The 17,728-nt window shown below is 67.3% G+C and carries 17 protein-coding genes, 1 tRNA gene and 1 pseudogene; 6 read left to right on the forward strand and 13 right to left on the reverse strand.

Annotated elements, in window-relative coordinates; all coding sequences use genetic code 11:
- The first annotated feature begins 296 nt into the window (after positions 1–296).
- From H7V21_RS13435 to H7V21_RS13445, 3 genes are read left to right on the forward strand one after another with little or no spacing between them, the layout of a single operon-like run.
- A complete protein-coding gene (locus tag H7V21_RS13435; protein ID WP_188054220.1) occupies positions 297–827 on the forward strand; it encodes a (2Fe-2S)-binding protein in 531 nt (176 codons plus the stop codon).
- Positions 824–1,837 (forward strand): FAD binding domain-containing protein, encoded by a 1,014-nt coding sequence (locus H7V21_RS13440; RefSeq protein ID WP_188054221.1) that lies wholly within the window; start codon positions 824–826, stop codon positions 1,835–1,837. The genes H7V21_RS13435 and H7V21_RS13440 overlap by 4 nt, the downstream gene beginning before the upstream one ends.
- Positions 1,834–4,101: a xanthine dehydrogenase family protein molybdopterin-binding subunit gene (locus H7V21_RS13445; RefSeq protein WP_262503883.1), complete on the forward strand. Its 2,268-nt coding sequence runs from the start codon at positions 1,834–1,836 to the stop codon at positions 4,099–4,101. The genes H7V21_RS13440 and H7V21_RS13445 overlap by 4 nt, the downstream gene beginning before the upstream one ends.
- Positions 4,102–4,324: 223 nt before the next feature.
- On the opposite strand, the gene H7V21_RS13450 is transcribed toward H7V21_RS13445, so the two are convergent.
- The 13 genes and pseudogenes from H7V21_RS13450 to H7V21_RS13505 form a co-directional block, all read right to left on the reverse strand.
- Positions 4,325–4,400, reverse strand: a tRNA-Phe gene (locus H7V21_RS13450).
- 31 nt (positions 4,401–4,431) lie between these two features.
- Positions 4,432–4,617, reverse strand: a complete 186-nt coding sequence (locus tag H7V21_RS13455; protein ID WP_188054222.1) for a DNA gyrase inhibitor YacG — start codon at positions 4,615–4,617, stop codon at positions 4,432–4,434.
- Positions 4,617–5,570 carry a ribonuclease gene (locus H7V21_RS13460; RefSeq protein ID WP_188054223.1) on the reverse strand — a complete coding sequence of 318 codons (954 nt, stop codon included), beginning with the start codon at positions 5,568–5,570 and terminating at the stop codon, positions 4,617–4,619. Before H7V21_RS13460 ends, H7V21_RS13455 begins: the two co-directional genes overlap by 1 nt.
- A complete protein-coding gene (locus H7V21_RS13465) occupies positions 5,563–6,132 on the reverse strand; it encodes a Maf family protein (RefSeq protein WP_188054224.1) in 570 nt (189 codons plus the stop codon). Before H7V21_RS13465 ends, H7V21_RS13460 begins: the two co-directional genes overlap by 8 nt.
- A gap of 108 nt (positions 6,133–6,240) precedes the next feature.
- A complete protein-coding gene (infA, locus tag H7V21_RS13470) occupies positions 6,241–6,459 on the reverse strand; it encodes a translation initiation factor IF-1 (protein WP_003049127.1) in 219 nt (72 codons plus the stop codon).
- Positions 6,460–6,563: 104 nt separating this feature from the next.
- A complete protein-coding gene (locus tag H7V21_RS13475) occupies positions 6,564–8,489 on the reverse strand; it encodes an alpha/beta hydrolase family protein (RefSeq protein WP_188054225.1) in 1,926 nt (641 codons plus the stop codon).
- A 118-nt stretch (positions 8,490–8,607) separates the two neighbouring features.
- A complete protein-coding gene (locus tag H7V21_RS13480) occupies positions 8,608–10,845 on the reverse strand; it encodes a sodium-translocating pyrophosphatase (protein ID WP_188054226.1) in 2,238 nt (745 codons plus the stop codon).
- 299 nt (positions 10,846–11,144) lie between these two features.
- Positions 11,145–12,080 carry a thiamine-phosphate kinase gene (gene thiL, locus H7V21_RS13485; RefSeq protein ID WP_223177082.1) on the reverse strand — a complete coding sequence of 312 codons (936 nt, stop codon included), beginning with the start codon at positions 12,078–12,080 and terminating at the stop codon, positions 11,145–11,147.
- A pseudogene (locus H7V21_RS15780) lies at positions 12,072–12,311 on the reverse strand (ribbon-helix-helix domain-containing protein); the annotation flags it as partial. The gene thiL and the pseudogene H7V21_RS15780, both read right to left, overlap by 9 nt.
- Positions 12,312–12,341: 30 nt before the next feature.
- Positions 12,342–14,171 carry a cobaltochelatase subunit CobT gene (cobT, locus tag H7V21_RS13490; RefSeq protein ID WP_188054228.1) on the reverse strand — a complete coding sequence of 610 codons (1,830 nt, stop codon included), beginning with the start codon at positions 14,169–14,171 and terminating at the stop codon, positions 12,342–12,344.
- Between the two features lie 84 nt (positions 14,172–14,255).
- Positions 14,256–14,468 carry a hypothetical protein gene (locus H7V21_RS13495; protein WP_188054229.1) on the reverse strand — a complete coding sequence of 71 codons (213 nt, stop codon included), beginning with the start codon at positions 14,466–14,468 and terminating at the stop codon, positions 14,256–14,258.
- Positions 14,465–15,469 (reverse strand): cobaltochelatase subunit CobS, encoded by a 1,005-nt coding sequence (cobS, locus tag H7V21_RS13500; protein ID WP_188054230.1) that lies wholly within the window; start codon positions 15,467–15,469, stop codon positions 14,465–14,467. Before cobS ends, H7V21_RS13495 begins: the two co-directional genes overlap by 4 nt.
- Positions 15,470–15,540: 71 nt before the next feature.
- Complete coding sequence (locus tag H7V21_RS13505; RefSeq protein ID WP_188054231.1) at positions 15,541–16,209, reverse strand: winged helix-turn-helix transcriptional regulator; 669 nt, start codon at positions 16,207–16,209, stop codon at positions 15,541–15,543.
- 106 nt (positions 16,210–16,315) lie between these two features.
- On the opposite strand from H7V21_RS13505, the gene H7V21_RS13510 reads away from it, so the two are divergent.
- The 3 genes from H7V21_RS13510 to H7V21_RS13520 are packed head-to-tail and all read left to right on the forward strand — an operon-like array spanning position 16,316 to position 17,718.
- Positions 16,316–16,546 carry a DUF4287 domain-containing protein gene (locus H7V21_RS13510; protein ID WP_188054232.1) on the forward strand — a complete coding sequence of 77 codons (231 nt, stop codon included), beginning with the start codon at positions 16,316–16,318 and terminating at the stop codon, positions 16,544–16,546.
- 24 nt (positions 16,547–16,570) lie between these two features.
- Complete coding sequence (locus H7V21_RS13515) at positions 16,571–17,068, forward strand: VOC family protein (protein WP_188054233.1); 498 nt, start codon at positions 16,571–16,573, stop codon at positions 17,066–17,068.
- On the forward strand, positions 17,065–17,718 hold the full coding sequence (locus H7V21_RS13520; RefSeq protein ID WP_188054234.1) for a glutathione S-transferase family protein: 654 nt from the start codon (positions 17,065–17,067) through the stop codon (positions 17,716–17,718). The genes H7V21_RS13515 and H7V21_RS13520 overlap by 4 nt, the downstream gene beginning before the upstream one ends.
- The last annotated feature ends 10 nt before the right edge of the window (positions 17,719–17,728 follow it).

Below are 17,728 nucleotides of genomic sequence, written 5' to 3' on the forward strand. Positions count from 1 at the left end.
ATTAGGACCGCCTGCTGGCCACGAGACTATTCGACTACGCCGATCACGCACGTAAGGCGGCACATGAAACGGCGGCCGAGTAGTTCCTGCTCGAGCCAGCGCACTGACTAGGCTTTGCATGGGCGGAGCCGCAATCCCGCTGCTCGCGACGGCGCCGATCATACCGGGTCTTCGCTATCAATCAGATCGGCATGGCGCGCGAGATCTATGGAATTGCCGTTTCCACCGTGACTTAGCGGAACCAGTCGGCCCCAGGCCCGCTTACACTTTATACGTCCAGAGAAGGGAACTTGCCGATGGAGCAACTCGTCCGACCGACAGGGATCGAGTGCGAGATCGCACGCCCGACGTCCCTCACCATCAATGGGGAAACCGGTGAATACGGCATCCCTGCCTGGACTTCGCTGCTCGACTTCCTGCGCGAGCGGCTCGGGCTGACCGGCACCAAGAAGGGCTGCGACCACGGCCAATGCGGCGCCTGCACCGTCCTGATCGACGGGCGGCGGATCAACTCCTGCCTGAAGCTTGCCGTCACGCTCGACGGTGCGGAGATCACCACGATCGAGGGGTTGGCAGGAAAGGATGGGACGCTGCATCCGCTGCAGGAAGCCTTTGTGCGGCATGACGGCTTTCAGTGCGGCTATTGCACGCCGGGACAGATCTGCTCGGCGCAGGGCCTGCTCAACGAGGGCAAGGCCGACAGCCGCGACAGCATCCGCGAGTATATGAGCGGCAACATCTGCCGCTGCGGCGCCTATCCCAACATCGTCGATGCCGTCGAGGACGTGCTGCGTGGCCGGACGAGCGAGCCGAGGATGCCGGAATGAATCGCTTCTCCTATGCCCGCCCCACCACGGTGGCCGAGGCGCTTTCCGAGGTTCGCGGCGAGGCAGTGCGTTTCCTGGCCGGCGGCACCAATCTCGTCGATCTGATGCGCGAGGAGGTCGAACGGCCTGTGAAGCTGGTCGACATCAATCGCCTGCCGCTCAGAGACATCGAGGAGACCGAGGGCGGGGGGCTGAAGATCGGCGCGCTGGTGCCCAATTCGGACCTCGCCTGGGATGCGCGGATCGAGAGCCGCTATCCGCTGCTCTCCGCTGCGCTGCTCGCGGGCGCCAGCCCGCAGCTGCGCAACGCGGCGACCACCGGCGGCAACCTGCTTCAGCGCACGCGCTGCTATTATTTCTACGACGTTGCCACCGCCTGCAACAAACGCGATCCCGGTAGCGGTTGTCAGGCGATCGGCGGGCTCACGCGGCTGCACGCCATCCTTGGTGCCAGCGAGCACTGCATCGCCACCCATCCCTCCGATATGTGCGTCGCGCTGCAGGCGCTCGACGCCCGGGTTCACGTCGAAGGGCCCGAGGGCGCGCGCGCGATTGCGTTCCAGGATTTTCACCGCCTCCCCGGTGATCGGCCGCAGGACGATACGACTCTCAGGCCCGGTGAACTGGTCACCGCGATCGAACTGCCCGCCGAACGCTTCGACATGCATTACACCTATCTGAAACTGCGCGACCGCCAGTCCTATGCCTTCGCGCTGGTGTCCGTCGCGGCGGCGCTGAGGATGGAGGACGACGTCATCGGCGAGGTCCGGCTGGCGCTGGGCGGCGTGGCGCACAAGCCCTGGCGCAACCGCGAGGCCGAAGCGCTGCTGGTCGGCAAGGCGCCATCGGCAGACGCCTATGCCGAAGTGGCCGACGCCATTCTCGCGGAGGCGCGCGGGCAGGGCACGAACGACTTCAAGATCCCGCTCGCGCGTCGCGCCATCCTGCGCGCGCTCGACCAGGCGGCCAACGCCAATCCGCAGAGCCAGATCGAGAAGCGGATCGCATGAGGGAACCCAGCACCATGACGATGCAGCCGACCATGACGAAAGCCCGCTTCGGCACGCCGCTCAGCCGCGTCGATGGCCCGGCGAAGGTCACCGGGCAGGCGAAATATGCGGCGGAGTTCGCGCGTGCCGACCTCCTGCACGGCCACGTCCATACTGCCCGGATCGCCAAGGGAAAGATCAAGCGCATCGACATGGCGCGGGCGCTGGACGTCGCCGGCGTCGTCGATGTCATTACGCACGAGAACCGGCCCCACGTGACGTGGTTGCCGATCAAGATGAAGGATATGGTTGCGCCGCCGGTCGGCAGTCCGTTCCGGGCGCTGTACGGGCCCGACATCATCTATTCGGGTCAGCCGATCGCGCTGGTGGTGGCCGAGAGCGAGGAGATCGCCCGCTACGCCTCCAGCCTGTTGGAAGTCGAATATGAGTGGGCTGAATTCCGGACCGATCTGAACGAAGCGCGCGAGGACGGCTTCAGCCCGCTCATCCCGCGGGTGGGGTATCACAAGCCGAAGTCGCGCGGCGACGGAGAGGGGGCGTTCGCCGCCTCTCCCGTGCAGGTCGCGGGCGAATACCATCTGATGCCCGAGCACCACAATCCGATGGAGATGTTTGCCTCCACTGTCTTCTGGGAGAATGACGGCACGATCACCATCTACGACAAGACGCAAGGGGTGAAGAACAGCCACTGGTACGTCTGCAGCGCGCTGGGATTCGATCGCGACAAGGTGCGCGTGCTTTCCCCCTTCGTGGGCGGTGCCTTCGGATCGGGCCTGCGGCCGCAATACCAGCTCTATCTCGCGGGTCTCGCCGCCAAGAAGCTGGAGCGATCGGTTCGCGTGGTCATGACGCGGCAGGAGATGTTCGGCCACGGCTATCAGCCCGAATGCTACCAGACGGTCAAGCTGGGCGCCGAGGAGGACGGGCGGCTCAACGCGATCGTCAACTCGGCGGTGACGGCGACCTCCAGCTTCGAGCATTACATGGAGACGATCGTCAATTGGGGCGCGCTCACCTATCGCTGCGAGAACGCCAAGCTCGACTACGAGATCGCGGCGATCGACACCTTTACGCCATGTGACATGCGCGCGCCGGGCGGGGCGACGGGCATGAACCTGTTCGAGATCGCGATGGACGAGCTGGCCTATGCCTGCGGCATCGACCCGCTCGAGCTGCGCCTGCGCAACTATGCCGAGCGCGAGCAGATCAAGGACAAGCCCTGGACTTCCAGGGCGCTGCGCGAATGCTACGAACAGGGCGCGCGCAGGTTCGGATGGGAGAAGCGCAGCCACGAGCCGCGCTCGATGCGCGATGGGCGCGAGCTGATCGGCTGGGGCATGGCGACCGGCGTCTGGGAGGCGATGATGGGTCCGACCAGCGTGCGGGCGGTGCTGTCGGCCGACGGCTCGCTGAAGGTCGGCACCGCGACCGCCGACATGGGGCCGGGCACCTACACGATGATGACCCAGATCGCCGCCGCCACGACCGGGCTGCCGGTCGAGAAGATCACCGCCGAGCTCGGCGATACCGAACTGCCGTTCTCGCCGGTGGAGGGTGGCTCGTGGACCGCGGCCTCGACCGGCTCGGCGGTGCAGAAGGCGTGCGAATCGCTGCTCGAGGAGCTGTTCGACAAGGCCCGCCACCTGGACGGCTGCCCGTTGTCCGGCGCGCACCACGACGACATCGACTTCGCCGATGGCCATATCGTCCTCAAGGACAATCCTGCGATTGGGATGCGCTTCGACGAAATCCTCGCCGCGGCCGGGATGGACGAGCTGGAAGTCAAGGAAATGGCCCGGCCCGGCGTGTTCAACATGATGAAGAAGGCGCGCAATACGCATTCGGCCGTCTTCGTCGAGGTGCGCGTCGACGAAGAGGTCGGGATGGCGCGCGTTACCCGCATCGTCGACGCGGTCGCCGCCGGAAGGATCATCAATCCCAAGACCGCACGCAGCCAGATCCTGGGCGGCTGCGTCTTCGCCATCGGCATGGCGCTGACGGAGGAGACGCTCGCCGATCACCGGATCGGCCGCTTCATGAACCACAATCTCGCCGAATATCACGTGCCGGTGAATGCCGACGTGCCCGACATCGACGTGATCTTCGTCGAGGAACACGACACCGAGGTCAGCCCGATCGGCGTCAAGGGGGTGGGCGAGATCGGCATCGTCGGCACCGCAGCAGCTATCGCCAACGCCCTGTTCCATGCGACCGGTAAGCGCATCCGCGATTTGCCGATCACCATCGACAAGCTGATGACGTAACCTCCGGAGTGGATAGAGCCGCGCCAGCTGCAACGTAGAGCTGCCCGCGCATCTGTGACCTCAGCTAGCTACTGCGTTCGCGATTGCCGCGGCAGGCGAACGGGGGCGAATAAGCGTCTCTACCGCGCTGGGTCGCGGTCGCAGCGCGTTTAAGTCCCGGAACTATCGGGATGAAACTGCGACTCTGTGCAGAGGAAGCCGTTTTACAACAACGACTTAAATGTGGTGCCCAGGGACGGAATCGAACCGCCGACACTGCGATTTTCAGTCGCATGCTCTACCAACTGAGCTACCTGGGCACGCCAGCGGAAACGCCGGAAGGGCCGCCTGTTAGTCCCGATTCTCGGGTGTGTCCAGCCCGCTGTGCGGATCGGGTGCGGCGGCTTCGCCGGGCAGGCGATAGCCTTCGCCCAGCCATTTGAGCAGATCACGGTCGCGGCAGCCACGGCTGCAGAAGGGGGCGTGCTCCTGCACTGGGGGATTGCTGCACAGGGGGCAGGTTTCGCGTCGCGCCATCATCGCTCCTCGGCGGTTTCGAAGTGCGCCGCGCCGCCGGTCCTGCGCCCAAGCTCGGCCGTCCAGCCAGGTTCCTGTGCCAGGCGCCGCGCGACGCGCCGGCCCACCATATGGGTAGCGGGCGGGGGTGGGGGAAGCCGTTCGATCCGGCGCAGCTCCGCCCGCGCCTCGGCACCGGTCGGATCCGCGCGGACAAGCTCCGGCAAGGACGGGCGCATTCGCCGCCGAACGATCTGGAGAAAGCCGAAGCCGTTCATGCTGGTGCGCTCGAACGGCTGGGGGAGCGAGGCGTCGATGGCTTCTGCGACTGCCTGACGCGCTGCCTTGCCCGAAAGCGTGGGAAAGTCGATGCCGACCGAACCGGCGATGCCGTGGCGCTCCATCGCGCGCGCAACGGCATGGGCGGCGTTGACCGCAAGCGGCTCGAGCGGGGCGGGGCCGTCGACATCGAACAATGTCATTGCCGGCGTGAGCGAAAGCCGCAGCGCGCCGCCCGCGAAGGCGATCTCGCCGGTGCGGGCTTCCTCGAGCACTTCGGACCAGCCGGCCTGCTCGAGCAGGTCGGGCTCGTGCGGATGGAGGCGGCGGACCGGATGCCCGCTTGCAGTGATGCGCGCGAGAAGGTCGGGTCCGGTCAATGGAGCCGCGCTCTCGGCGGCGGGAACGGCTTTGGGCAGCTTTGCGCGGCCCGGCTCGGGGATCGCCTCGCGGACGATCCGCACCATCAGGCGCGCGCCCTGCGTAATCCCCTTGGGGAGCGGATCGCATAGCGCGTCGCCGCCGGATTCGAGAGTCACTCGCCCCGTCACTCGATCGGCGAGACGGGCGAGCGCAACGGTGCCGGTGCGCGGCCCCGCGTCCGGAAGCTCGATCCTCGCCTTCCAGATCGTGCCGCGCGCGACCAGCGCGGCGCGCGTCTCACCGATGCCGGCTTCGTAGAGCCACTCAGCCAAATCGATAGCCGACTGCGGCGAGCAGGGCGCGCGTTTCGTAGAGGGGCAATCCAATCACGCCCGAGTGGCTGCCGGAAAGCCAGCGCACGAAGCCCTCGGCATGGCCCTGGATGGCATAGCCGCCCGCCTTGCCCATTCCCTCGCCGGTGGAGACATATTCGTCGATTTCGGCGCGGGTGAGCCGCTTGAAAGCGACCTGCGTGTCGGCGAGGCGGGTGCGCGCGCGACCGTCGAGGCCGATCAGCGTGACCGCCGAAAGGCAATGGTGGCGCCTTCCCGAGAGCAGTTCGAGCATGCGGCGCAGATCGGCTTCGTCGGCGGGCTTGCCGAGGATGCGGCGGCCGACCGCGATCGTGGTGTCACCGGCCAGCAGCACTTCGTCGGGAGCGCGGGGCACCGCCGCCGCCTTCGCTTCGGCGATGCGCAGCACATAGCGGCGCGGCAGTTCGCCGGGCAGCGGGTCCTCGTCAACTTCGGGAGCGGCGATGCGATCGGGCACGACGCCGATCCGGGCGAGCAAGTCGCGACGGCGCGGCGAGGTGGAGGCGAGAACGAGTTTCATGCCGCTGTCCCTGGAGCCTTTTCGCCTGCGGCGCCATGCCCCGGCGGCCGGTTCAGCCGCACGACGCCCAGGCCGAGGGCGATACGACCGCGCCGGGCGGCACTCCGGTCACTTGAAGCGATAGGTGATCCGGCCCTTGGTCAGATCATAGGGCGTGAGCTCGACGAGTACTTCGTCGCCCACCAGCACGCGGATACGGTTCTTGCGCATCTTGCCGGCGGTATGGCCCAGAATCTCGTGGTCGTTCTCGAGCCGCACGCGAAACATGGCGTTGGGCAGCAGCTCCACCACCTGTCCGCGCATCTCGAGCAGTTCTTCCTTTGCCAAAGAAACCTCGTTGATGCCGATTCGAGCGCCGGAGCCTTTACTCTCGCGCGCTCGAAAAAGGAAGCCGGGCGCGACGCCGCCGCGCCCGGCGATCCCAGGGGCGATCAGGCGGGGTTGTGTTCGGCGAGGAACGCCTCGAGCGCCTCGAGGAATTCGACGCGATCTTCCTCGCGGCTGAGACCGTGATCGCCCTCTTCCTGTTCGATATAGGTGACGTCCTTTCCGGCCGCCCGCATCCGCTCGTACATCTCGCGCGACTGGCTTTCGGGAAGGCGCAGGTCCTCCTTGCCGTGAACCAGCAGCAGCGGGATGCGGATGTCGTTCACGAAATTGATCGGCGAGATGTCGCTCAGATCGGGTGCCTGCTCGGAGAGCCAGTCGGTGAAGTTGTTGCCGAGGAAGCGCTTGTCGTGCGCCAGCATGCGGTTCATGTCGGACACGCCGGCGAACGAGACGGCGCAGCGGTAGAGATCCGAATCGCGCTGGGCCGCCCGCATCGCGGCATAGCCGCCATAAGAGCCGCCGACGATGCAGACGCGTCCCGCATCGGCGATTCCCTCTCCGGCAAGATGCGTGATCGCGTCGTTCAGGTCATCCTGCATCTTGCGGCCCCACTCGCCGTCGCCCGCAAGCGCGAAGGCCCGCCCATAGCCGCTCGACCCGCGATAATTGGGCTGCACGACCGCATAGCCGCGGCTGGCGAGAAACTGCGCCCACCAGTCATAGGTCTCATAGTCGCGTACGAACGGGCCGCCATGGGGCATGACGATCAGCGGCAGGTTTTCGGAGCGGCCGCGCGGGAGCGTGAGCACCGCCTCGATCGGAAGACCGTCGCGCGCCGCGTAGCGGATCGTCGAGACCGGGTTGAGCTTGGCGAGGCGGATCGTGCGATTGTCGAACGCGATCGGCGGCATCTCTCCGGAGGCTCGATCGTAGAGGAAATAGGCGCCGGGCGAATCGGCCGCCCCGACATGGACAAGAACGCGGCCATAGTCGTTGCTGTAGCTGACGATCGTGGCAGCCCCGCCGGTCACCTTGCCGTCGACTTCCGCCTGGATCGCCGCCAGATCCTCGTCGAGCCAGCGGATTTCGGGACCTTCGTTGAGATAGCGGACGCCCAGCAGCTTGGTCTGGTCCGCATTCGTTCTGTAACCGAGGATGTCGTGCGCTTCGTCTCCATAGAGCGGCTCGCCAAGCGCCATCGTGGCCAGATCATAGCGATAGATGCGGCGGATCCCGTCTTCTCCCTCGGCAAGCGAGAGGACCGTGCCGTCCGCCAGGAACAGATCGGGCTTGGTCACTTGCTCACGATAGGCGACCTGGCGGTCGATGATGTCGCGGAATCCGTCGCGATCGCTGTCCCGGTAAATCGCGCGGTACTTGCCGTCGATGTTGCCGATCCCGACGCGGACGTCGCCGTCCCCGTCGGTGATCCAGCTGAAGATGCCTTCGCGCCCGTCCGTGATCAGCTTGCTGCGCCCCGTCGAAACGTCGAACTCGAGCACTTCGGGCCAGAAACCGGGCTCGCGCAGATATTCCGCGCGCTGCATCGACATGCGGACGCGCGGCGTGCCGTCGTTCGCCACCCAGATCACATCGTCGGCGTAGCGGCCGACCTGACGCGATCGGGTGAGCAGCGGCACGGTCTCGCTGCCGTCGGCTTTGATGCCGACCGCGCGGGTGATATAGGAAATTCCCGAGCGGCCGAACGGCGCATCGCCTCCGACGCCGGCGACGAGCCAATCCTCGTTGACCCATCGGATCCACAGCAGATCGTTCTCGCCGAGCGGGATCAGCGAGGGCGATCCTTCGCCGATCGGAACGATGCCGAGGAACTGCTCGCCTCGCACGGCGATCCGGCCGACGATCTTGTTGCCGCTGGGGGAGAGTTGCGGCGCCTCGAGCGCCGGCAGCGCCGCGAAGTCGGCCGCGCTGAACTGGCTGCCGGCCTGTGCCACCGCAGGCGACGCGGCGAGCGTCATCGGCAGCGCAGCGGCAAGCGCCGCCGCAACAAAACAGTGGATTTTCATAATGTACCCCCAAGATGATGTGGGCAGGCTATGGCCGCCTGTCAGCATCCACAAGCCAAAAAAAGAACCCGCCCGGCGTCGCCGGACGGGTTTATCACGCCTGTGATATTGCGGGCCTTCAGCCCCCGGCGGCCGCCAGTGCCGCGAGGAGCAGCAGCGCGACGATGTTGGTGATCTTGATCATCGGGTTCACTGCGGGACCGGCGGTGTCCTTGTAGGGATCGCCGACGGTGTCGCCGGTCACCGCGGCCTTGTGCGCCTCGGAGCCCTTGCCGCCGTGATTGCCGTCCTCGATGTACTTCTTGGCATTGTCCCAGGCGCCGCCGCCCGAGGTCATCGAGATCGCGACGAACAGCCCCGAGACGATCACGCCCAGCAGCAGCGCGCCGACCGCGGCGAAGCCCTGGCTGCGGCCGTATTCGGCGGCGCTTCCATAGGCGACCGGCAGCGGATCGGGCGCTCCGGCAGCCGCGACCGCCATCACCGCGAAATAGACGACGATCGGCGCCAGCACCGGCAGCAGCGAAGGAAGGATCATCTCCTTGATCGCCGCCCGGGTGACGATGTCGACCGTGCGACCGTAATTGGGACGGCTGGTGCCTTCCATGATGCCGGGATTGTCGCGGAACTGCGTGCGGACGTCTTCGACCACATGCCCCGCCGCGCGGCCCACCGCGGTCATGCCGAACGCGCCGAACAGATAAGGGAGCAGTGCACCGAGCAACAGCCCGACGATGACATAGGGGTTGGAGAGCGAGAAATCGACGGCGCTGGTCAGCCCCAGCTCGACCGAGAAATGGTCGAGATCAGTGGTATAGGCGCCGAACAGGACGAGCGCGGCGAGGCCCGCGGAGCCGATCGCATAGCCCTTGGTCACTGCCTTGGTGGTGTTCCCCACCGCGTCGAGCGCGTCGGTGCGGTGGCGCACGTCGTCGGGAAGCCCCGCCATCTCGGCGATGCCGCCGGCATTGTCGGTCACCGGGCCATAGGCATCGAGCGCGACGACCATTCCGGTGAGCGCCAGCAGCGAGGTGGCGGCGAAGGCGATGCCGATGATGCCCGCGATCTGATAGGCGGCGATCACCGCGACGACGATCACCAGCGTGGGCAGCGCGGTCGCCTCGAGGCTGATCGCGAGACCCTGGATCACGTTGGTGCCGTGGCCGGTCTCGGACGCCTTGGCGATCGACTTGACCGGACGATAGGCGGTGCCGGTGTAATATTCGGTGATCCACACCAACAGGCCGGTGACGAGCAGGCCGATCATCATGCAGGCGAACAGCCCCCAGCCGGTGAAGCTCGGGCCGATCGCGAGCCCCGCGTCGATGCCCTCGACCAGCGCGAGGTCGACGGGGACTTCGTCCATGCCGATCCCGCCGCCGATCACGGCGGAAAGATCGCCGAGCGTCGCCTGGGTGACCGCCCAGATCGCCGGGACCGAGAGGATCGCGGTGGTGAGAAAGCCCTTGTAGAGCGCGCCCATGATCGACTCCTTGCGGCCAAGCCGGACCGCATAGGTGCCGATGATCGAGGTCAGAATGCAGACACCGCCCACGATCAGCGGCAGGCTCATCAGCGCCAGCAGCCGATCCGGCGCAAGGCCCTGCACCAGCAGCGCGATCGACACCATGGTGATGCCGAGCGTGACGACATAGGTTTCGAACAGATCGGCGGCCATGCCCGCGCAATCGCCGACATTGTCGCCGACATTGTCGGCAATAACGGCGGGGTTGCGGGGGTCATCCTCGGGAATGCCGGCCTCCACCTTGCCGACCAGATCGGCGCCTACGTCGGCTGCCTTGGTGAAGATGCCGCCGCCCAGCCGCGCGAAGATCGAGATCAGCGATGCGCCGAAGGCAAGCGCGGTGAGCCCCTCGACCACCGGCCGCCCATTGGGCGCATGGCCGGCGACGCCGACGAGATACCAGAAGAGCAGCGCGATCGAGAGCAGGCCGAGCCCTGCGACGAGCATCCCGGTGACTGCGCCCGAGCGAAAGGCAAGCGTGAGCCCGCCCTGCAGCGAGCCCCGCGCCGCCTCGGCAGTACGCACGTTCGCGCGCACCGAGATGTTCATGCCGACGAAGCCGGCAACGCCCGACAGGATCGCGCCGAGAAGGAAGCCGACCGTGGAAAGCAGGCCGAGCGTGAAGAAGAGGATGATGGCGACGATCACGCCGACGACCGCGATCGTGCGGTATTGCCGGCCGAGATAGGCCTTGGCGCCTTCCTGAATTGCCGCGGCGATGTCCTGCATCTTCGCGTCGCCCGCGGGCGCTTTCAGGACCTGTCGGCTGGTAACGAATCCATAGACGACGGCGATCACGCCGCAGACGATGGCGAGATAGACGATCTCCATATCGCGTGCATCCTTCCCCTGTGTGGCACGGGTCCGGTCTGCGCCGGCTCCTGCGCGTTTGTTGAAGCTAACAGGGTGCGGCGCGAGCGCAAGCGGTGGTGAAAGCGGGGTCGGCGGAGAGCGGGACGGACGATGCTGCCTTCTCGCACCGCTCGTCCCGAGCAAAGTCGAGGGACGTGCGGCATGCGGTGCCTGCGGTGTCTCGACTTCGCTCGACACGAACGGCGGGCGGGATACGCGACGAAGCGACATTCACGCGCGTCACCCGAGCCTCACGCCGGCACCCGCGATGCGGCAGGTCAGCCGTGCTCGAAGCCCAGCCGGTCCGGAAGCAGGACGGCCGCGCCGGCGTCGGTTGCGTGCAGACCCGATCCAGTTGCGAAGCTGCCGATGCATGTCGCAGGCAGCGGCGGCTCGGCGCCGGCCGGAAGCGCGAAGAGCAGCTCGTAATCGTCGCCCGCGGTCGCGGCGGCGAGGCGGGATTCGCGCGTGTCGCCGCGATGGGCGACGTAGCCTGCCGAGAGCGGAATGGTCGCCAGATCGACCGTCACGGCAAGGCCACTCGCTTCCGCCATGCGCCGCGCGTCGATCAGGAGCCCGTCGGAAACGTCCATCATCGCGTGCACGTGCGGCGCAAGCGCGGCGCCTTCCGCCAGGCGCGGCTCGGGACGGCGATAGCGTGCGAGCAGCGTCGCCGGCCCCGCCTCGCCGCGCGCGATCGCCAGACCCGCGCCGGCGTCTCCGATCGTGCCGGTTACCCATAGCGCATCGCCGGGTCGGGCACCCGAACGCGCAGGGGCGCGGGCGCTACGGCCCAGTGCGGTGAGCGCAAAGGTGCGCGGCGCGCCGGACGGCACCGACACCGTGTCGCCGCCCAGCAGCGGACAGGCGAAGTGGCGCAGCGCCGCATCGAGCCCGGCGAGAAACGCGCGGTCCCAATCGGCATCGGGCGCAAGCGGATGACCGAGGAGCACGCCTTCGGGCGCCGCGCCCTTGGCCGCGAGATCGGAGAGATTCACGGCGAGCAGCTTCCAGGCCACGTCCTCTGGGGGATCGTCCGCGAGGAAATGGACTCCTTCGACAATCAGATCGGTAGTGAGCACCAGGTCGCCCAGCACCGCCGTGTCGTCGACCAGACCGCGCGCCGCCGGGTGCAGCGGGAGGCTGCGGAGCGCGGCGATCAGCTCGGCTTCGCTTAGGCCTCGCCGCCGCGGCGGCGGCGGCGCGGCGAGCAGCCAGCTGCGGATCGCGCTCGCCAGGTTGGGCGGATCGTCGGCGACGATGCGCAGCTGGTCGATCGCGGCGACGAGTGCGCTCAGCGGCAGCGCACGCACGGCAGCCGCCGCTTCGAGCGCGGACCAGAAGACGGGTTCGAGGCTGATCGACGTCGGGTGGCCGGCGATGGTGATCGAGCGCTTGACCGGGCCAGCGAAGCCGCCGGGAAGCACGGGGAGGGAAGCGCTCATGATCCTCCTCCGCGCGGAGGAGGGGCTGCGTCATTCCTCATCGAAAAGGCTGGCGAGCTGCTCGATCATCGTGCCGGCGAGCTGCTCGGCATCCATGATCGTCACCGCCTTCTGGTAATAGCGGGTGACGTCATGCCCGATGCCGATCGCGACCAGCTCGACCGGCGATCGGCCCTCGATCCAGCCGATCACCTGGCGCAGGTGGCGTTCGAGATAGCTGCCCGAATTGACCGACAGCGTCGAATCGTCGACCGGCGCGCCATCGGAGATCACCATCAGCACCTTGCGCTCTTCGGGTCGGCCGATCAGCCGGTTGTGCGCCCAGAGCAGCGCCTCGCCGTCGATATTCTCCTTGAGCAGCCCTTCGCGCATCATGAGGCCGAGCGATTTCTTGGCGCGGCGCCACGGTTCGTCGGCCTGTTTGTAGACGATGTGGCGCAGATCATTGAGGCGGCCGGGCTGCGGCGGGCGACCTTCGGCGAGCCACTTCTCGCGGCTCTGGCCGCCCTTCCAGGCGCGGGTGGTGAAGCCCAGTATCTCGGTCTTCACGCCGACGCGCTCCAGCGTGCGGGCGAGGATGTCGGCGCTGATCGCCGCGATCGAGATCGGACGGCCGCGCATCGATCCCGAGTTGTCGATCAGGATGGTGACGACCGTGTCGCGGAAATCGGTGTCGCGCTCGACCTTGTAGGAAAGCGACTGCATCGGATTGACGACGACGCGCGCCAGACGCGCGGCATCGAGCAGCCCTTCCTCCTGATCGAAGTCCCAGCTCCGGCTCTGTTGCGCCATCAGCCGGCGCTGGAGCCGATTGGCGAGCTTGGTCACTACCCCCTGGAGATGAACGAGCTGCTGATCGAGATAGGAGCGCAGCCGCTCCAGCTCTTCGTCATCGCACAATTCGGTCGCCGCGATCACTTCGTCGAACTGGCTGGTGAACGCCCGATATTCGAACTGGGGGGGGAGATCGGACCAGGGGCGATTGGGGCGGACAGGCATCATGCCTTCCTCGCCGTCATCGCCCGGATCGCCCTCGGCGTCGTCCATGGACTCGTCCTGGCGCTGCTCGCCTTCGGCGTCCTCGTTCTCGCCCTCGCTCTGCTCGCCGCGCGCCTCGACTTCGCCTTCGCCGCTTTGGGACTGTTCCTCGCCTTGCTCTTCGTTCTGGTCCTCGCCGTCCTCGGTGCCTTCGTCGTCGCTGCCGCCCTCGTCCTGGTCGTCGGGCAGCATGTCGCCTTCGGTCAGCTCGAGGTCGGCGAGCAGCTTCGACACGAACTGCGCGAAATTGGCCTGATCGTCGATCGCCAGCGGCAGCGCGTCGAGATCGCTGCCCGCCTTTTCCTCGATCCAGTCGCGGACCAGCGCGAGCCCCGGCGCGGCGCTTGCGGGCGCGGCCCGGCCGGTGAGCCGCTCGCGCACCATCAGGCCGATGGCGGTGGACAGCGGCACTTCGTCGCGGCTGCGGGCGCGGGCGATGGGATCGGACCGCAGCCGTAGCGCGAGCGAATGCTCCAGATTGTCGGCGATGCCGGCGTAGCCGCGCGAGCCCAGCGCCTCGACGCGCGCGGTCTCCACCGCGTCGAACACGGCGCGGGCGATGGCTTCCTTGGGTGCACCGCGCTGATGCAGCGTGCTGTCATGATGGCGGCGGCGCAGCGCAAAACCGTCGGCGAAGCCGCGCGCTTCGGCGATCTGCTCGCGCGGCAGCGTTCGGCTGGGCAGCGGCACCTTCATGCTCTTGCCCGATTGCGACGGCGCATCCGCCGTGAAGCTCAGTTCGACCTCGGCGTCCTGCGCAAGCGCGCGCGCCGCGCCGCCGAGCACGCCGCGCAGCCGATCGATGGGAGAGTCGGTGGCCATGGGATCGTGTTTGCGGGGAGCGGGGGCAAGGATGCAAGGGCGGATTCGCCGCAGCGTCGCCGGAAAGGTTGGGATCGTCGGCGGTCAGCGCCTCAGCCGGCGGCGCAGCGCAGCGTGGATGACATCCATCAGGCTGGGTCGCCGAACCGCCGGCAGCGGCGCGGCTGCGGCGGCAGAAGCATCCTCGAGCCGCTCGGCGACGATCTGCTTAAGATAGGCGAACTCGTCGCCATAGATCGGTCCGCCCTCGCCGCCGCGTGCGGTCCAGCGCTTCGGGTCGAGCGAGTCGCCGCTCATGCCGCGCCGACGACGCTTTCCGGCAGATCCTTGCCGAAGACGCGCTGATAATATTCGGCGACCAGCGCGCGCTCTGCCTCGTCGCACTTGTTGAGAAACGAGAGGCGGAAGGCAAAGCCGACGTCGCCGAAGATCAGCGCGTTCTGTGCCCAGGTGATGACCGTGCGGGGCGACATGACGGTCGAGATGTCGCCGTTGACGAAGCCCTTCCGCGTGAGGTCCGCCACGCGGACCATATTCTCCACCGTCTCCTTGCCGCCCGGCTTGTCATATTCGCCCGACTTGGCGAGCACGATCTGGGCCTCGGTGGCGGCGGGCAGATAGTTGAGCGTTACGACGATGTTCCAGCGGTCCATCTGGCCCTGGTTGATCTGCTGCGTGCCGTGATAGAGTCCGCTGGTGTCGCCCAGGCCCACCGTGTTGGCGGTGGCGAACAGGCGGAAATACGGGTTCGGGCGGATCACGCGATTCTGGTCGAGCAGCGTCAGCTTGCCCTCGGTTTCCAGCACGCGCTGGATCACGAACATCACGTCCGGGCGGCCCGCGTCATATTCGTCGAAGACCAGCGCGGTCGGCGTCTGAAGCGCCCAGGGGAGGAGCCCCTCCCGGAATTCGGTGACCTGCACGCCGTCCTTCAGCACGATCGCGTCGCGGCCGATCAGGTCTATGCGGCTGATGTGCGCGTCGAGATTGATGCGGATGCACGGCCAGTTGAGCCGGGCCGCCACCTGCTCGATGTGAGTCGACTTGCCGGTGCCGTGATAGCCCTGGATCATCACGCGGCGGTTGTGCGCGAAGCCCGCCAGGATCGCGAGGGTGGTGTCGGGATCGAAGACATAGGCCGGGTCGAGGTCGGGGACGCGCTCGTCCGCCTCGCTGAAGGCGGGGCATTCCATGTCGCTGTCGATCCCGAACAGATCGCGCACCTTCACCATCTTGTCGGGAGCGTCGAGGATCGTGGTCTCCCGGCTGTCGGGCTGGGTGTTGGGGATATCGGTCATGCGGATGGGCTCGATCTGAAGATGTCGCCACTCACCTAGGCGCTGGCGCAGCGCACCGCAACGCACTGCGCTCAATCGGTGACGAAGTGCGGCAGCGCGAAGCAATCGACGAAGCGCTGCGCCAGCGCGCGGTCGCCGGTGACCTTGACCAGGCCGGCGGCCTCGGTCGCCGCCAGCGGCGCCGACCCGTAGAACACCGGCCGCAGCCCTGAGGTGTCGCCTTCGAAAACGAGGGTTGCACCATCGGGCGTCGCGCGCCGCGCGTCGAGCCGGCCATTCGCGATCGCCGCGCGAAACGGCTCGCCGCCGATCAGGAAGCCGATTTCGCCATCCAACTGCTCGCCGAGCGCGGCGCCGCGCACCGGATCCATCATCGTGCGCAGCGAAAGCATCATCGCTGTGTTGCTGAGCGGCAGCGTCACGTCGTGCGCGGGAGACCCCGCCGCCCAGCGGCTCAGCGCGAAGATCGGCTCCTCCAGCGCATAGCCCCAGCGCGTCAGCTCATAGACCTGCGCGTTCGCTGGCGAGGGCAGCATGCGACGGCGCAGAATGCCGGCGCGCCCCAGCCCCTCCAGCCGCTGGGTGAGGACGTTCGCACTCAGCCCCGGCAGCGCGCCGCGTATCTCGCCAAACCGCCGCGGCCCGAGCAGCAGCTCGCGCACGATCAGCATCGCCCAGCGCTCGCCGACCAGGTCCATCGCGAGCGCGGTGCCGCATGCGTCTTGGTACCAGCGACGCATCTTGTTCAAATCGTTGGAAGTTATTTTTTGTGACTCCACGGTTGTTTTTTGTAACTAGCGCGCGCAGAAAGTGCAAGGCACGCGATTCGCGGCGCAGGAGAGCGATATGTCCTTCCAGGCCTATCTGACCAACATCGAGGCCAAGACCGGCAAGAGCCCCGCGGACTTTCGCGCCTATGCCGAGGAGAAGGACTGGCTCGCCGACGGCGCGCTCCGCCGCGACCTGAAGGCGGGAACGGTCGTCGCCGACCTGAAGGAGCAGTTCGGGCTGGGGCACGGTCACGCCATGGCGATCGTCGCGCTGCTGAAGGGCGCGAAGCGGGAAGGCGAGGCCTGAACATCGAGCCGTGGGAGCAAGGCGGTGGACACGCTCACGACCTGCATCTGGTACGACGGCGCGGCCGAGGAAGCCGCCCGCTTCTATACCGCGCTGCTTCCCGACAGTCGGGTCATTCGCGTGCTGCGTACTCCCGCGCAAACGCCCTCGGCCCAGCCGGGCGACGTGCTCGTCGTCGAATGGGAAATGGCGGGGCAGCGGTTCATCGGCCTCAACGGCGGCGCTTCCTATCCGCAGACTCAGGCGGTGAGCTTCGTGATTCACACCGACGCGCAGGAGGAAACCGACCGGCTGTGGGCGGCAATCACCGGCGACGGCGGCGAGGAAGGCATGTGCGGTTGGTGCAAGGATCGTTGGGGCGTGAGCTGGCAGGTGACGCCCCGGCGGCTGATGGAGCTCGTCTTCGACAATGAGGATCCCGAGAGCGCCCGCCGCGCGATGGAGGCGATGATGCCGATGCGCAAGATCGACATCGGCGTGATCGAGGCCGCCGCGACGGCCGAGCAAGGAGCGCAGCGATGAGCGTGGAGATCACCGGCTTCAACTGGGTGCCCGACTTCGCAAGAGGCTATGTCCGCGACTTGCGGCCGCGCTGGGCATGCGAGGAGATCGGGCTGCCCTATGCGATGCGGCTGATGCATCCGATGGAGCGGCCCGCCGAGTATCGCGAGGAGCAGCCGTGGCTGCAGGTGCCGGCGCTGCGCGACGGCGATGTCCGGCTGTTCGAAAGCGGCGCGATCCTGCTGCATCTGGGCGAAAAGGACGAACGGCTGCTGCCGCGCGATCCCGTGGCGCGGGCGCGGGCGATCGCCTGGCTGTTCGCCGCCTTCAGCAGCGTCGAGCCCTGGATGATGCAGATCGGCGAGGTCGAGCTGTTCTCGAATGGCGCGCAATGGGCCGAGCTGCGCCGCGCCAGCCTGATCGAGAGTTGCGGCGAGCGCCTTGATCGCTTGGCCGAGGCGCTGGGGAATCGCGATTGGCTCGCCGACACCTTCAGCATCGCCGACATCGCGATGGTCACGGTGCTGCGCGACGATTGCGGCACTGGCGTGGTCACCGACCGCCCGGTGCTGGCCGCCTATGTCGAGCGCGGCACCGCCCGCGCCGCATTCCGCCGCGCGCTCGACGCGCAGCTTGCCGATTTCACGGCGCACGCGCCGAAAGCCGCCTGAACGAGGAGAG

The organism is Sphingosinithalassobacter sp. CS137, assembly GCF_014334115.1.
GTDB lineage: Bacteria > Pseudomonadota > Alphaproteobacteria > Sphingomonadales > Sphingomonadaceae > Sphingomonas.

Bases quoted from the DNA above. Each gene is read 5' to 3' on its own strand.
- H7V21_RS13435 (WP_188054220.1), top strand. From the start codon at position 297: ATGGAGCAACTCGTCCGACCGACAGGGATCGAGTGCGAGATCGCACGC.
- H7V21_RS13440 (WP_188054221.1), top strand. From the start codon at position 824: ATGAATCGCTTCTCCTATGCCCGCCCCACCACGGTGGCCGAGGCGCTT.
- H7V21_RS13445 (WP_262503883.1), top strand. From the start codon at position 1,834: ATGAGGGAACCCAGCACCATGACGATGCAGCCGACCATGACGAAAGCC.
- H7V21_RS13455 (WP_188054222.1), bottom strand. From the start codon at position 4,617: ATGGCGCGACGCGAAACCTGCCCCCTGTGCAGCAATCCCCCAGTGCAG.
- H7V21_RS13465 (WP_188054224.1), bottom strand. From the start codon at position 6,132: ATGAAACTCGTTCTCGCCTCCACCTCGCCGCGCCGTCGCGACTTGCTC.
- H7V21_RS13475 (WP_188054225.1), bottom strand. From the start codon at position 8,489: ATGAAAATCCACTGTTTTGTTGCGGCGGCGCTTGCCGCTGCGCTGCCG.
- H7V21_RS13480 (WP_188054226.1), bottom strand. From the start codon at position 10,845: ATGGAGATCGTCTATCTCGCCATCGTCTGCGGCGTGATCGCCGTCGTC.
- cobT (WP_188054228.1), bottom strand. From the start codon at position 14,171: ATGGCCACCGACTCTCCCATCGATCGGCTGCGCGGCGTGCTCGGCGGC.
- H7V21_RS13495 (WP_188054229.1), bottom strand. From the start codon at position 14,468: ATGAGCGGCGACTCGCTCGACCCGAAGCGCTGGACCGCACGCGGCGGC.
- cobS (WP_188054230.1), bottom strand. From the start codon at position 15,469: ATGACCGATATCCCCAACACCCAGCCCGACAGCCGGGAGACCACGATC.
- H7V21_RS13505 (WP_188054231.1), bottom strand. From the start codon at position 16,209: ATGCGTCGCTGGTACCAAGACGCATGCGGCACCGCGCTCGCGATGGAC.
- H7V21_RS13510 (WP_188054232.1), top strand. From the start codon at position 16,316: ATGTCCTTCCAGGCCTATCTGACCAACATCGAGGCCAAGACCGGCAAG.
- H7V21_RS13520 (WP_188054234.1), top strand. From the start codon at position 17,065: ATGAGCGTGGAGATCACCGGCTTCAACTGGGTGCCCGACTTCGCAAGA.